Raw genomic sequence first — 15,073 nt, forward strand, 5'->3', positions numbered from 1 at the left:
TTTTGTTATCCTAAAATCTGTTTAGCGTGTTCTTTTGTTTTTACTTTACTTATTATATCTTCAATAATTCCGTTTTCATCAATTACAAAAGTCGTTCTGTGAATTCCATCATATTCTTTTCCCATAAACTTTTTTGGACCCCAAATACCAAAAGCATTAATTACCTCTTTAGATTCATCTGCCAATAATGGAAAAGGCAACTCATGTTTGTTTATCCAGTTTTGTTGTCGTTTAGCAGAATCTGCACTTGCTCCTAAAACTTCGTAACCTTTTGCTAAAAAAGCCTGATAATTATCTCTCAAATCACACGCTTCATTTGTACAACCTGGTGTGCTTGCTTTGGGATAAAAAAATAAAACTAACTTTTTACCTTTGTAATCTGTAAGTTTTACTGTATTTCCTTTTTCATCAACAGATTCGAAATTTGGTGCTTTATCTCCTATTTTTAATGTTGTCATAATTTGTATTTTTGTCGATATAAAGATAAAGAAAATGACCAAGGCAAACAAAGTTCAATTTGTGATAGATACATTAGAGAAATTGTATCCAGAAATACCAGTTCCTTTAGATCATAAAGATCCATACACCTTACTTATTGCCGTTTTATTGTCTGCGCAATGCACTGATGTTCGTGTAAATAAAATTACACCTCTTTTATTCGCTAAAGCAGATAATCCTTACGATATGGTAAAAATGACTGTAGAAGAAATTAAAGAAATCATTAGGCCTTGCGGATTGTCACCTATGAAATCGAAGGGAATTTATGGTTTATCTAAAATATTAATCGAAAAACATAACGGAGAAGTTCCTGAGAGTTTTGAGTTTTTAGAAGAATTACCTGCTGTAGGCCATAAAACTGCTGGAGTAGTAATGAGTCAAGCTTTCGGTGTTCCTGCTTTTCCAATAGATACTCATATTCATAGATTATTGTATCGTTGGAATTTAACGAACGGTAAAAATGTAGCTCAAACAGAAAAAGATGCAAAACGTTTATTTCCTAAAGAAATTTGGAATGATCTTCACTTGCAAATAATCTGGTACGGACGTGAATATTCTCCTGCTCGTGGTTGGGATTTAGAAAATGATATTATTACAAAAACAATAGGGAGAAAAACTGTTTTAGATAAATATTATAAAAAACGCGCATAAAAAAGCTTCAACTAGTGTTGAAGCTTTTCCTCTCTTAATTCAAATTCAATTCAATGAGATAGTTTGATTTGGTTTTAACTACTTGTAAAGATTTAGAAAAATTAATCAAAAATTGAATTGTTTCTTGTTTAGGTTTCATAATGAAATCCGAAGATCTCTGTGAGTAAGTTTGCATCATATATTCCCTTTATATATTTTGTTATCAAGTATTTAACGACGCATTTTTACTAATATTGTCTAATTTACTAAAATTATTTTATTTTTCTCTATTATTTTCCTTAAATTAATTAATGCATATCTCATTCTCCCTAAAGCCGTATTAATGCTCACCCCTGTATTCTCAGAAATCTCATTAAAACTCATATCGTTATAAATACGCATTTTTAAAACTTCTTTTTGCTCTTCTGGCAATTCTTCTACTAAATCTCTAACGTCAGATAAAATTTGTTCTTTTATAATTTTATTTTCAGCATTTAAAGCACCATCAGTTAGTACCGAAAAAATATCAAAATCTTCTGTATTATTAAAAGTAGGCATTCTATTATTTTTTCTGAAAAAATCGATAATTAAATTATGAGAAATTCTCATAACCCAAGGCAAAAACTTACCTTCTTCGTTATAACGTCCTTTTTTAAGTGTTTTTATCACCTTAATAAAAGTGTCTTGAAAAATATCTTCTGTAGTATCTCTATTCTGTACTTTGCTATATATAAAACTATATAATCTTTGCTGGTGGCGTTTAATTAGCAACTCTATTGCTAACTCTTTTCCATTAATGTAGTCTCTTACTAAAGCGCTATCGCTTACAACATCTTTATGTATCATAATTACTTTTTTAAGAACGTCGTTAGACATTCTTTCGTTAAGGGTATATCTTTAAAAAGTAATTATTGAGCTATAGGCTTTTTATTTATTGATTAGTAACTAGTTACAAATATTGTTATTTTTATTAACAAATACAAGTATTAAATTAATTTTATAAGTTATTTTAAAAAAAAGAACAAATTATCTTCTTCATTCATTTACAAAAATGGTATTTTTATACATTATTTTTTTATAGATGAAAACAGATATTTCTACCGTTAATCCTAAGGAAAACATTATTATAAAAGGGGCAAAACTGCACAATTTAAAAAATATTGATGTTGTTATTCCTCGAAATAAATTAGTTGTAATAACAGGCCTCTCTGGTTCTGGAAAATCTTCTTTAGCTTTTGATACTTTGTATGCCGAAGGACAGCGTCGTTATGTAGAAAGTTTATCTTCATACGCACGTCAGTTTTTAGGGAAATTACACAAACCTAAAGTAGATTATATAAAAGGGATTGCTCCGGCAATTGCAATCGAACAAAAGGTAAATTCAACAAATCCAAGATCAACTGTAGGTACCTCAACAGAAATTTACGATTATATAAAACTATTATACGCGCGTATTGGTAAAACTATTTCGCCAATATCTGGTAATGAAGTAAAAAAGCATACCGTTTCTGATGTGCTTACTTTCGTTAAAAATTTCGAAGAGCGCACTAAACTTTTATTACTTGCGCCAATTACCATTAATGAAAACAGAGATTTAAAAACTGTTTTACAAGTATTAACGCAACAAGGTTACGCGCGATTAAAATATAATGATACTGTTTTAAGAATTGATGATTTTCCTATTGAAGATTATAATAATGAAGCATTATTTTTAGTGGTTGATCGAATTGTTTTAAAACACGAAGAAGATTTTTACAATCGTTTAGGTGATGCTATTCAAACTGCTTTTTTTGAAGGAAAGGGGTTCTGTTTAATAGAAAACCTAAATACGAACGTTGTTACTGAATTTAGTAATAAATTTGAGTTAGACGGTATTACTTTTTTAGAACCGAACACTCATTTATTTAGTTTTAACAACCCATACGGAGCCTGCCCTACTTGTGAAGGTTACGGAAGCGTAATTGGTATTGACGAAGATTTAGTGATTCCGAATACAGGATTATCAATCTTTGAAGATGCTATTTTTCCTTTTAAAACTGATGCTTACAGAATATACAAGGATGAGTTAATTATTAACGCCGAAACATTTGATATTCCTATTCATAAACCTTGGTTTGAAATTTCTGAAGCACAAAAAGAGCTTATTTGGAACGGGACAAATAAGTTTGAAGGAATACATGATTTATTTAAAAAACTAGAAGAAAAAAGCTATAAAATTCAAAACAGAGTAATGCTTTCTCGCTATCGCGGAAAAACAACCTGTACCGATTGTAACGGTAAAAGATTACGTAAAGAAGCCAACTACGTAAAAGTACACGATAAAATAATTTCTGATTTAGTTACACTTCCTTTAGATGAATTGGCTGTTTTTTTTAAGAACATAAACTTAAATGAAAACGATAAAAACATTGCAAAAAGATTGCTTACCGAAATTAACAATCGTTTGCTTTTTTTAACTGATGTTGGTTTAAAATACCTAACCTTAAATCGCACCTCTAACACGCTTTCTGGTGGTGAAAGTCAACGTATAAATTTAGCCACTTCTTTAGGTAGTTCGCTCGTAGGATCTATGTATATTTTAGATGAGCCAAGTATTGGTTTGCATCCAAAAGATACAGAAAGACTAATTGAGGTTCTTAAAGATTTGCGTGATTTAGGGAATACCGTTATTGTGGTTGAACATGATGAAGATATTATGAAAGAAGCTGATTATATTATTGATATCGGCCCAGAAGCAGGTACTTATGGCGGACACGTAGTTGCCGAAGGTACTTTTGATGCTATTATGAAATCTGACTCATTGACTGCTAAATATTTATCCGAAGAATTAAAAATTGATATTCCAACTTCTCGCAGAACATCAAAAAACACCATTAATATTATTGGTGCACGAGAAAACAACTTAAAAAATGTAGATGTTTCTTTTCCTTTAAACAACTTAACGGTAATTACAGGAGTTTCAGGTAGTGGAAAAAGTACGTTGGTTAAGAAAATTTTATATCCTGCAATGCAGAAAAAGCTAAACGGATATGGAGATAAAGTTGGCCAATACACCAACATAACAGGAAGTTTTGATACGATAAAACATATCGAATTTATCGATCAAAATCCGATTGGGCGTTCTTCAAGATCAAACCCTGTTACTTATATTAAAGCTTACGATGACATTCGTAAATTGTTATCAGATCAAAAACTATCTAACATAAGAAATTACCAACCTAAACATTTTTCTTTTAATGTAGAAGGTGGTCGTTGCGAGGTTTGTAAAGGTGAAGGTGAAGTTACGATTGAAATGCAATTTATGGCCGACGTGCATTTGCAGTGCGATACCTGTAACGGAAAACGCTTTAAAAAAGAAGTGTTAGAAGTTACTTTTGGAGGGAAATCTATTGATGACATTTTAAATTCAACTATTGATGATGCTGTTGCTTTTTTCTCGGAACACGAGCAACCTAAAATTGCTAAAAAATTAAAACCTTTGCAAGATGTTGGTTTAGGGTATGTGCAATTAGGGCAATCGTCTTCAACCTTATCTGGTGGAGAAGCGCAACGTATAAAATTAGCCTCGTTTTTAATAAAAGGAAATACTAAGGACAAAGCTTTATTTATTTTTGATGAACCTACAACTGGATTGCATTTTCATGACATTAAAAAACTATTAGCATCGTTTAATGCTTTAATCGAAAAAGGACATTCGATAATTGTTATTGAACATAATATCGAGTTAATTAAATGTGCCGATTATATTATAGATCTTGGTTTAGAAGGTGGTAAAAATGGCGGGAATTTAATTTTTACTGGAACGCCTGAAGAGTTAGTTAAAAATAAAGCATCTTATACCGCTAGTTATTTAGCAGAGAAGTTAAAATTATAAAATGTTACTATAAGAAACTGCCTAACTTTTTCAAGCTAAGCAGTTTCAACTGTAACAAAAACTAACAAAATTCAATAATTATTGAAATATCGTATTGTTTACATAAAATGTAAGCACTTTTTTTACTCTAATAAACTATAAACAAACTTCGGATAACCACGTTCACCTACTTCATTTGTTAATGCTAAAAATTGTAACTTATATAAATTACCTGCGGTATCATTTATTATATAAAATACATTTTCTTTTAAAGAAGGTAAGCTTCCTGGTCCTCCTCCATTTCTCCAGCTACTACCAATACTACGTTGGTCGTTTGTGAAATTACCAAAAACAACATCTGTTAATACAAAATCATCATATGTAAAAGCATCTACGTTTACATCGACCTTATAAACTCTTGCTTCTGACTTTGTATTATTTACAACAAAATCTGAATAGCCATAAGAACCAAAACCTGGAATTTCATTTGTAAAAACAGAGAAGTTTAAATCCCAATCTGTTTTTTCAGGTTCTACATTTACTATTCCTTCAGTATTAAAACTAAAAAAGTTAAAATTATACTTACTATCTTTAGATATAACAATCTCTTGATGGGTTGTAGCATCTAAATCTGCAAATTGAAGCACGTAATCATTATTATTATTTAACACTCTAATTTTTTTCCATCCTCTTAAATCACCCGAAATATTAACACTACCCGTTGTTGCTGTTCCCGTTCCGACTTCGTATCCTAAATTCACTAAATACACTTTATTATTTGCTTCTATATTAGAAACCTCAGCAATTGCTGTTTTAGTAATATCGCCATCTGGTGCATCTACATATACTGTATTTTCAGAACTAAAAGTACCAACTGCTACTTTTGGTTGTAAATCTACTACTTCTGTAGATGTTGAAGTTATAGCGTCTATATCAGTTGTTGATAATTCGGCTACTGCCATATATAGAGACCCATTTATTACAACTCTAAAATCGTTGCCAGAATAAAAACCTAAATCCCAAGAATCTCTTTTTACAACCGTAGTTGTTTTTGTACTTAAATCTAAATACACTTGATTTTGTTCGTTTGATCCTCCAACTTCTGGAGTAATCGTTGCTCCTTTAATTACTACTTTAATTGGTTCTAATGGTAAATCGCTTTCGCTACTACAGCTTCCTAATAAAAATACAGTGGCGATTAAAATGAATGTTAAAAACTTGTTTATCATGATTATTAATTTTAAAAATTGAGGTTATATAATAGTTTTAAATAGTATGATCTTCCGTAACCCAATAAAAGTGAGTTATTATTTGATGAATGCACAGCTCCTGAGTTTGAATTACTAATGTTTACGTTAGTAACATCAAATAAGTTTCTTGCTCCTAATGTTGTTTGTATTTTGTTATTAAAAAAAGATTTTTTTACTGAAGCATCTAACCACTGATAAGCACTTGTGGCTGATTTTGAAAATATAGAATTACCATCAACATCTGTTCCTGATGCAACGTAATTTTGTTGCTTACCGTTGTGCTTTAACAATACTGTAATAGCTGTTTTCCATTTTTTAATTTGATAAGTAGCACTTGTATTTAATTGAAAAGAATACAAGTAGTCATTTTTAGCATTTTCTTCGTTATTCGCAACTCTAGAAATACCTTGCACTGTACCTCCTAAATTAAAAGCCCAGTTATCCGTTTTAATACTATTTTCAGTTGTAATTCCCCACAGTTTGTATGCATCAATATTTATATATTGATATTTTAAAGGCCAACTATTTACAATTGCTAAATCTATTTTATCTCTTACATTAATGTAGCTTAACTTTATAGTATTTAATAAAGATTTGTTTTTAAACCAACTATGTTTTTTAAAATTTACAGAAGCTGAATACCCATTTTCTGGTTTTAAATTTTCGTTACCTCTAACGTCATGATTAGAATCTACAAAATAATAGTAGAGCTCTTCAAAATTGGGTGTTCTATAAGACGTTCCTACATTACCTCGTAACTCAAAACCTTTTTTCATTAAATACCTTACACTTAAAGAAGTAAGTAGTTTAGAATTAAACAATGAACTATATTCATATCGCATACCTGGTCGTAGCATAAAATTATCAGAAACATTTATTTCAGACGAACCAAATACAGCATAATTATTTTGCTTTTTTTCTTTATCTTGTTGTGTTACATCACCTGATGCTTGCGTATCAAAACCACTTATAAAACGTGTTTCATAGCCTAATTGAAAATTATAAAAATCATTTTTTATAATATTGTTTATTGTTCCTTTAGAAAAGAAAACTTTACTTGATTGTTGTAATTCATCCCTTTCATTTGTTTTCTCTCCGCCTAGTATATAATAATTAAACTCGTTTAAATAGCGCTTTTGAGTTTGGTAGGACAATGAAACATTATAATTAGCACCTGAATTTAATTTACCGCTTATATTTAAATTATTTACAAACCTATTAGAAGTAAAAACTCTATCGGTTGCTGACGGATTACTAGTTTGTGATCCTGTATCTATATTCGCTCTTACAGCTGCATCATAGTAGTTTATAAGTTCATTAAAATACTCGAATTTATACAATAGTTTAAAATTTTCTATTCTATAATTTAACAAGACATTTGTACTTACTTGTGTTTTTGGTAACCAATCGTATCCTCGTAATTTGTCGTTTTTATAATAATCTCGCCCCTGTTTATTATTATAGAATCCGGCAAACTGATTACGGTTAAAACCTGTTCTTACAAACCAATTTTCATTGAAATTATGAGAAATATTAACTGCTTGTATATGCCTTCCTTCATCAAACAAAGCATACTCATTACTAACTGTTTCTTCTTGTAAAGACGCTTTAATATTCCATTTACCATTTATTGATTTTTTTGTAATTATGTTAATTACTCCAGAGACAGCATTGGCACCATACTCTACTCCCATTGCACCTTCTACAATTTCTATACGATCAACATCATCTAAATTTACTTGTGTTAAATCAATATTATTTCCCAATCCGTTATCACTAACTAAAGGAACATTATCTATAAGAATATTAAAGTATTGAGAATCTAATCCAAAAAAAGAAATTGTTGATTTTCCTGTTTGAGAGCTAGGTATAATTGTTAGATTTAAATTAAAGTTAAGCAAGTCCGCTAAATTGTTAGCCGCTTGTTTATCTATCTGTTCTCTCTTAATTACTGTTACATTATAAACCGATTTCTTTATAGATTGAGGGTTGTATTGCCCCGTAACTACAACCTCATCTAATATAACAGAATCAATAGAGTCTTGCTTTTGTTCTTGACCAAAAGCAACTAAAGATATTAGTAAAAGGAATCCTGTAAATTTACTATCTAGAAACATTCTTAATAATTTTCGGCAAATATATATTCTTATTCTTAATCAATCTAAATAAAAGTTATATTTTTGTCAAAAAATTATAACTCATAAAAAACATAAAAATGAAAAAACTAATTTTAGGTAGTTTTATACTACTATCTACTCTTACAATAAATGCTCAGAGTAAAAAGAAAAAAGACATAGCGGCTATTAAAAAAATGTGTGGTTGTTTTGAGGTTACTTTTAATTTTGCTGAAACTTTTAACAACAGTAAAGATTCTTTATACAAACCATCAAAAACAAAAATTGCAAAAGGTTTAGAGTGGGCCGAATTAATTAAAGATGGTAAAAATGATATTTCTATTCAGCATTTACTACAAGTAGGTAATCCTGCTAGCCCTCATATTGTAAAACATTGGCGACAAGATTGGACATATCAAAATCAAGATTTTTATATGTTTAATGGTGATAATAATTGGCTGTATGAAAACAAAAAAAAAGCTGATGTAAAAAAACAATGGACCCAAAAAGTATATCAAGTAGATGATAGTCCTCGTTACGAAGGCTCAGGAACTTGGGTACATATAGATGGAAAAAGTTATTGGGAAAACACAACAGATGCGCCTTTACCTCGTAGAGAATACACAAAACGAAGCGACTATAATGTAACTGAAAGAGGAAATCGTCATGAAATTACAAGCTATGGTTGGGTACATGATCAAGATAACAAGAAAATAATTAGAAAAGCAGGTGAAAAAGATATTGTATTAGCACATGAAAAAGGCTACAACACTTATGTTAAAGTTGCTGATACTAGATGTAAAGCATCGCAAGATTGGTGGAAAAAAACACCAACAAATGGCAATTAGTTAGAAATAAATGGGATGAAGTTTATGGAAGAAACACCAATCTTTCTCTAGAGAAAAAAGTACAGAACAAACCATTATACAAACACTTATTTTCAGACCAAATAACCGAGCAACAACAAATAGATAAAACGATTGAATCTTTCGTTAAAAAATAAATAAAACACATGAAAAATTTACAATTTACATTTTTACTTGTTTTCATTACAAGTATACTACAAGCACAAACAAAAAACGTTTTTTTTGATCGTGCTTTCTGGAAAACAAAACCAACTGTTGCTATTATTGATCAAAAAATAAAAGAAAACAACAACCCTAGCGCATTAACATCTAATGGTTTTGATGCTGTTACCAATGCTATTTTAGCTGAAGCACCAAATACTACTATAAAACACCTGCTTAAACAAAAAGATAATGGTGTAAATAAGCTAACACATGATAAAAGAACCTACGTGTTTTGGGCTGCTTATAAAGGAAATTTAGAATTAGTTAAACATCTTATTGATAATAAAGCTCGACTAGATTTAAAAGATTCTCATAATTTTTCACCGTTAACTTTTGCTGCGGCAGCAGGACAAACCAACACAAAAATATACGATGTACTTATTAAAAACGGTATCGATATTAAAAATGATGTAAACGAAAATGGTGCTAATGCGTTGTTACTAGTAATTCCTAATTTAAAAGATTTCGCCTTGGTTGATTATTTTACTGCAAAAGGATTGTCTCTTAATAGTTTAGATAATGATGGTAACGGAGCGTTTAATTATGCTGCTAAAAATGGTAATAAAAAAATAGCTCAATTATTATTAAAAAAAGAAATCCCATATAAAAACCTAAATAAAAATGGTGGAAATGCATTTTTGTTAGCTTCAAGAGGTTCTAGAAGTGGTTACAATTCTTTAGCTTTTTTTAAATATTTAGAAAACTTAGGCATCAACCCTAACATAACTAATAACGAAGGTAAAAACCCTATTCATAATTTAGCTTATGGAAATAAAGACATCGCAACTTTTAATTATTTCATATCAAAAGGAATAGCTATTAATAAAGTTGATGTTAATGGAAATACTCCTTTAATAAATGCAGCTAGAAGGAACTCTTTAGAGGTCATTAAGTTATTAGCTTCAAAAACTAAAAACATTAACCACACTAATAAAGAAGGAAAATCTGCCCTTACAAACAGCTTGAGCAACAATTTAGAGGTTGTTAAATTTTTATTAAAAAAAGGAGCAAAAACAAGTATTTTTGATGCTAAAGGAAATTATTTAAACTATTATTTATTTAAAACCTTTAACGCTAAGAAGACGGAAGAATTTCAACAAAAACTAACACTTTTAAAAACTAAAGGTTTAAATATTGAAGAGATACAAAAAGACGAAAATACTTTATTTCACCTTGCTGTTAGAAAACAAAGTATTGCTATGCTAAATTTTATAGCTGATTATAAAATTGATATCAATGCTAAAAACAAAAAAGGATTATCAGCATTGCAAGAAGCTGTTTTAATTGCTAAAGATCATAAAATCATAAAACATTTACTTAGCAAAGGAGCAGATAAAAATGTAAAAACAGATTTTGATGAAACTTTATATGATTTAGCTAAAGAAAATGAAAATCTAAAAAATACCGATATCAGTTTTTTAAAATAAACTCAAGTAATTAAACATAAATAACATGAAAAAAACACTTATAATTTTATTCTTGGCTTTCGGAGCGATGGCTTTTACTACTTCTGATGATGCTACTTATAAATGTATGATTCAATTAAAAAATTATACAGGCGAAGGTGCTTATATTACAGTTTCTTTATTAAACCCAGATGGCGAATATGAAAAAACGCTATATGTACAAGGTGATGATGAAGATTGGTATTCTGATATAACAGAATGGTGGAAGTTTCAAGGTACAAAAAGAGCTGATATAGATGCGATAACAGGAGCTACAGTTAGTGGAGGTAATAGAACTATTAGTATTCTTAAAATTCCGGAAAGTAAATTAAATAAAGGTTATAAAATTAGATTTGAATCTGCCGTTGAGGATCAAGAATACTATAAAGATGATGTTGAATTCGAACTTACTACAGAAAACGTAAAAACCAAGGTTGAAGGAAAAGGGTTTATACGTTACATCCGCATGATTCCCCAATAATTAGTAAAATAATATTTAATGAAATTAACTACTTATGTATGGAGGTATAGCCATTTAACACTGGCTATATCTTCATCTATTTTTATACTTATTGCTGCTGTAACCGGTATAATTTTAAGTTTCGAACCTATTTCGAATCAATTAAAACCTTATGCAATAACTACTGATAACGTTTCCCTTTCTCAAACAATTTCTTCTTTAAAAAAAGAATACAAAGAGGTAATAACTATAGATGTTAATGAACATAATTTTGTTACCGCTGCCGTAATTACCAAAAACGGAAAAAATGAAACGTTTTACATTAATCCTATTACAGGTAAAAAAATAAGTAGTGTTGTTTCTAAATCATCTATTTTTAAATGGACAACCAATTTACATCGTTCATTATTTTTAAAATCTACCGGTCGTTTTTTAGTTGGATTTTTCTCTTTCCTCCTATTGCTAATTACTATTACAGGAAGCATTCTTATCATTAAAAGGCAAGGCGGAATTATACGTTTCTTCACTAAAGTTGTTAAGGAAGGTTTTAATCAATATTATCATGTAATTATTGGTCGATTTACCTTAATTCCTATAGTAATAATTACAGTAACCGCTGTATACTTATCTCTAGAAAAATTTTCTCTTTTACCAGAAAACAACATTAACCATACTTTTGATTTTTCAGAGATTTCTTTGGATAAAAAAATTTCCGCTGAGGAGTTCTCTATCTTTAAAGACATTCAATTAAATGAAGTTAAAAGTATTGAATTTCCTTTTTCTGACGATGCCGAAGATTATTTTTTCTTAAAATTAAAAACCAAAGAGCTGATTGTTCATCAATATTCTGGTGAAATAATTAGCGATAAAAACTTGTCGTGGGTTTATATTTTATCAGATTGGAGTTTGTTTTTACATACCGGTCGTGGTACTATTATTTGGGCAATAATTTTACTTTTATCCTGTCTTGCTATTTTATTTTTTATCTATTCTGGTTTCGCCATGACGTTAGAAAGAAAACGTAAAAGTTCATTACCTAAGAACAAGTTTAAAAAAGAAAATTCAGAAATTATTATATTAGTTGGCTCAGAAACAGGCAGTACTTTTAGTATTGCATCTTCTTTATACAACGCTTTAATTACTGATAAAAAAACTGTTTTTATAGACCATTTAAACAACTACACATCTTATAATAAAGCTACCCAATTAATTGTTTTGACGGCAACTTATGGCGAAGGGCAACCTCCTTCAAATGCGGGTAACTTTTTAACATTAGCAGAAAAAATTAAACAGCAAAACTCCATAAATTATGCTGTAGTTGGTTTTGGCTCATTAGCATATCCTGAATATTGCAAGTTTGCTATTGAAATTGATAACGTATTTAAAAAGAAAAAGCACTTCTCTCCTACTTTACCTCTTTATAAAATTAACAATCAAAATTTTAATGATTTTAAAACCTGGGGGATACAATGGAGTCAAAAAACAAATATCGACTTACAACTAAAACAAAAACTAGCTAAACCTAAAAAACAGCAAGCTTTTTCGGTAATAAATACTACTGAATTAAATACAGATGCTTCTTTTTTAATCCGTTTAAGACCTCTTAAAAAAATGCGCTTTTCATCGGGTGATTTACTAGCGATCACTCCAAAAAACGATAACGTTAAACGCTTATATTCTGTAGGGAAAATTGACAATGATATTTTATTAAGTATAAAAAAACACGAATTAGGTGTTTGTTCAAATTTACTTTTCAATCTTAAAACAGCAAATACTTTACTTGCTAGAATTGAAAAAAACAAAGCATTTCATTTTTCTAAAAAATCTAAAAGCACCATTTTAATAGCTAACGGAACAGGAATTGCTCCTTTCTTAGGAATGTTACATAATCCATTAAAAACTCATTTATTTTGGGGAGCAAGAACTAAAGAATCTTTAAAAATGTATGCGCCTTTTTTAACAAATTTAAATGAAGAAAATATTCATATTACTTACTCGCAAGCACAAGATAAAGCGTATGTGCAAGATCTTATTTTAAAAGAGCAAGCCTTAATTGCATCCACATTAAAAAACAACGGAACCATTATGATTTGCGGTTCTATTAGTATGATGAATGGTGTTATAAAAGTTTTAGAAAAAATTTCTTTGCATCAATTAAACACTCCGTTAAGTACTTTTCAAAAAGCAAATCAAATTAAAACAGATTGTTATTAAAATAACTTCTTATTTACTCATTTAGATAAGAAGTTATTTTTAGAACACTTCCTTTTTCAACGAATTCTAATTTATCTACTACGAATTCTAATTAGCTTAAAATTACTCCTTACTTCCTTCCTACTTTTGAACATATAAAACAAATATTATGTGGTCAAACAACAATTACTCATCAGTATTAAAAATGTATTTAAGCAAATATAACAGCTTAAAATTACAGATAAACAACAACGGATTAATAGCTTCTGTTGAGAAGCAAAAAAATGGTCAATGGATTAGTGACAGAAACCTGCCAAACATTTTAAATAAATTATCTACAAATTTTAATTTAGAGAAGAACGTGACGATCATATTACAACAATAATAAAATAATAACCTTAAAAACAATACCTATGAAACAACACATTTTAAAAGTAGGAATAGTAATGGGATTACTACTACTAATCGGAACATTTACAAGCTGTGATAAAACAAGAAAAAGCAACACTCAAGAACTGGGAAACATTGCTAAAAAAGAAGAAACGGTAAACAAGATTAATTTAAATTCAAGAAAACCAATTGTATTTATTGCTGGATATGACAAAAGCGATAGTAAATTTTATGATAGCGCTAGAGCTTATTTTAAAGATAAAAAATACCGTGTCATAAATGAGGAATATTCTTTAGAAGAAATTATTACGTGGATGAATAAAAACGCTACTGAAAATCCGTACGGCGATATTCATATTGTTAACTACAGTACCCCATTTAAAGGAATGCATCTTGAAACGGTTGTAAACGGAGAAAAAATTACAACAGAATCTTTACAAAAAAGTATTTCTAAAGGTAATTTACCAACACTAAAAAAAGGAATTAACATAAACACTAAAATTGTATTTCATTCAAACGGCTTAGGTAAAAATGAAGCACTTTTAAATAGTTTAAAACAAGCTTTTTCTACGGATGAAGTTCCGCAAGTTGTAGCTTCACCTTACTTTAATATATTCGGAGGCGAGTTTACGAATCACTATTTAGCAGCACCATATTACGTATTTTATCCGACAGCAAATTCACCAGGAAAAGTAGATTTATCTAAAGAAATTGCTAAAAAATATCCGAAGGAAAGAGACATAGATTGGTTTGCTGCTTTAACAAACGAAAGAGAGCGTTACATAGGCGAGCCATATACAAAACAATTTAGTGTGCCTGTAAGTTTAGAAGTTGATTATTTACACTCAGATGAAGAAATTCCAACTTTTGTAATGCAAGAAGAGTTAATGGATTTTATTGCCAATGATGAAGATTTAATGAAAAAGATGAATAAACTAAATATTCCTGTTGAAAAATTTAGATGGACCTATAAAATAAAAGATAGCAAGTTACTTATTAAAGGAAAAACATCTGTGCTGTGTGTATTAAAGCCACTTACAAAACCTTTTGGCGACTTAGAACACATTAAACCCGACACGAATAATAAGCGCTTATACGCTATGAAATAATTTAATATTTGGGGAACGTCATCGCTAATAAAGTAGCAGTATTTATCTTAAAAAGATTACT

11 protein-coding genes and 1 pseudogene are annotated in these 15,073 nt (G+C 29.5%); 8 read left to right on the top strand and 4 right to left on the bottom strand.

Annotation, left to right across the window (positions count from 1 at the left end; translation table 11 throughout):
* Positions 1-5: 5 nt before the first annotated feature.
* Complete coding sequence (bcp, locus tag RRF68_RS05045) at positions 6-458, bottom strand: thioredoxin-dependent thiol peroxidase (protein ID WP_315945203.1); 453 nt, start codon at positions 456-458, stop codon at positions 6-8.
* Between the two features lie 34 nt (positions 459-492).
* On the opposite strand from bcp, the gene nth reads away from it, so the two are divergent.
* The gene (gene nth / locus RRF68_RS05050; RefSeq protein ID WP_315945204.1) at positions 493-1,149 is read left to right on the top strand and encodes an endonuclease III; all 657 of its coding nucleotides are present in this window, start codon (positions 493-495) and stop codon (positions 1,147-1,149) included.
* 237 nt (positions 1,150-1,386) lie between these two features.
* Here nth and RRF68_RS05055 read toward each other — a convergent pair whose 3' ends face one another.
* Positions 1,387-1,974 (bottom strand): RNA polymerase sigma factor, encoded by a 588-nt coding sequence (locus RRF68_RS05055; RefSeq protein WP_315945205.1) that lies wholly within the window; start codon positions 1,972-1,974, stop codon positions 1,387-1,389.
* Between the two features lie 235 nt (positions 1,975-2,209).
* Between RRF68_RS05055 and uvrA the strand changes: the two genes are divergently transcribed.
* The gene (gene uvrA / locus RRF68_RS05060; protein WP_315945206.1) at positions 2,210-5,002 is read left to right on the top strand and encodes an excinuclease ABC subunit UvrA; all 2,793 of its coding nucleotides are present in this window, start codon (positions 2,210-2,212) and stop codon (positions 5,000-5,002) included.
* A gap of 122 nt (positions 5,003-5,124) precedes the next feature.
* On the opposite strand, the gene RRF68_RS05065 is transcribed toward uvrA, so the two are convergent.
* Positions 5,125-6,210, bottom strand: a complete 1,086-nt coding sequence (locus tag RRF68_RS05065) for an HmuY family protein (RefSeq protein WP_315945207.1) — start codon at positions 6,208-6,210, stop codon at positions 5,125-5,127.
* An 11-nt stretch (positions 6,211-6,221) separates the two neighbouring features.
* Positions 6,222-8,348, bottom strand: a complete 2,127-nt coding sequence (locus tag RRF68_RS05070) for a TonB-dependent receptor plug domain-containing protein (RefSeq protein ID WP_315945208.1) — start codon at positions 8,346-8,348, stop codon at positions 6,222-6,224.
* Between the two features lie 98 nt (positions 8,349-8,446).
* On the opposite strand from RRF68_RS05070, the pseudogene RRF68_RS05075 reads away from it, so the two are divergent.
* The 6 genes and pseudogenes from RRF68_RS05075 (at position 8,447) to RRF68_RS05100 (ending at position 15,012) form a co-directional block, all read left to right on the top strand.
* Positions 8,447-9,348 (top strand): annotated as a pseudogene (locus tag RRF68_RS05075) (DUF6607 family protein).
* 9 nt (positions 9,349-9,357) lie between these two features.
* The gene (locus RRF68_RS05080; RefSeq protein WP_315945209.1) at positions 9,358-10,842 is read left to right on the top strand and encodes an ankyrin repeat domain-containing protein; all 1,485 of its coding nucleotides are present in this window, start codon (positions 9,358-9,360) and stop codon (positions 10,840-10,842) included.
* A gap of 67 nt (positions 10,843-10,909) precedes the next feature.
* Positions 10,910-11,341, top strand: coding sequence for a DUF2271 domain-containing protein (locus tag RRF68_RS05085; protein WP_255554386.1), 432 nt, complete (start codon positions 10,910-10,912; stop codon positions 11,339-11,341).
* Positions 11,342-11,359: 18 nt separating this feature from the next.
* Complete coding sequence (locus tag RRF68_RS05090; protein WP_315945210.1) at positions 11,360-13,534, top strand: PepSY domain-containing protein; 2,175 nt, start codon at positions 11,360-11,362, stop codon at positions 13,532-13,534.
* A gap of 148 nt (positions 13,535-13,682) precedes the next feature.
* A complete protein-coding gene (locus tag RRF68_RS05095) occupies positions 13,683-13,898 on the top strand; it encodes a hypothetical protein (protein ID WP_218773421.1) in 216 nt (71 codons plus the stop codon).
* A 28-nt stretch (positions 13,899-13,926) separates the two neighbouring features.
* A complete protein-coding gene (locus RRF68_RS05100; protein ID WP_315945211.1) occupies positions 13,927-15,012 on the top strand; it encodes a hypothetical protein in 1,086 nt (361 codons plus the stop codon).
* Positions 15,013-15,073 lie beyond the last annotated feature (61 nt).

The sequence above is a fragment of the Tenacibaculum sp. HL-MS23 genome, from assembly GCF_032463465.1.
GTDB lineage: Bacteria > Bacteroidota > Bacteroidia > Flavobacteriales > Flavobacteriaceae > Polaribacter > Polaribacter bernardetii.

Excerpts from the sequence above, each read along its gene's own strand:
- bcp (WP_315945203.1), bottom strand. The coding sequence starts at position 458 with ATGACAACATTAAAAATAGGAGATAAAGCACCAAATTTCGAATCTGTT.
- nth (WP_315945204.1), top strand. The coding sequence starts at position 493 with ATGACCAAGGCAAACAAAGTTCAATTTGTGATAGATACATTAGAGAAA.
- RRF68_RS05055 (WP_315945205.1), bottom strand. The coding sequence starts at position 1,974 with ATGATACATAAAGATGTTGTAAGCGATAGCGCTTTAGTAAGAGACTAC.
- uvrA (WP_315945206.1), top strand. The coding sequence starts at position 2,210 with ATGAAAACAGATATTTCTACCGTTAATCCTAAGGAAAACATTATTATA.
- RRF68_RS05065 (WP_315945207.1), bottom strand. The coding sequence starts at position 6,210 with ATGATAAACAAGTTTTTAACATTCATTTTAATCGCCACTGTATTTTTA.
- RRF68_RS05070 (WP_315945208.1), bottom strand. The coding sequence starts at position 8,348 with ATGTTTCTAGATAGTAAATTTACAGGATTCCTTTTACTAATATCTTTA.
- RRF68_RS05080 (WP_315945209.1), top strand. The coding sequence starts at position 9,358 with ATGAAAAATTTACAATTTACATTTTTACTTGTTTTCATTACAAGTATA.
- RRF68_RS05085 (WP_255554386.1), top strand. The coding sequence starts at position 10,910 with ATGGCTTTTACTACTTCTGATGATGCTACTTATAAATGTATGATTCAA.
- RRF68_RS05090 (WP_315945210.1), top strand. The coding sequence starts at position 11,360 with ATGAAATTAACTACTTATGTATGGAGGTATAGCCATTTAACACTGGCT.
- RRF68_RS05095 (WP_218773421.1), top strand. The coding sequence starts at position 13,683 with ATGTGGTCAAACAACAATTACTCATCAGTATTAAAAATGTATTTAAGC.
- RRF68_RS05100 (WP_315945211.1), top strand. The coding sequence starts at position 13,927 with ATGAAACAACACATTTTAAAAGTAGGAATAGTAATGGGATTACTACTA.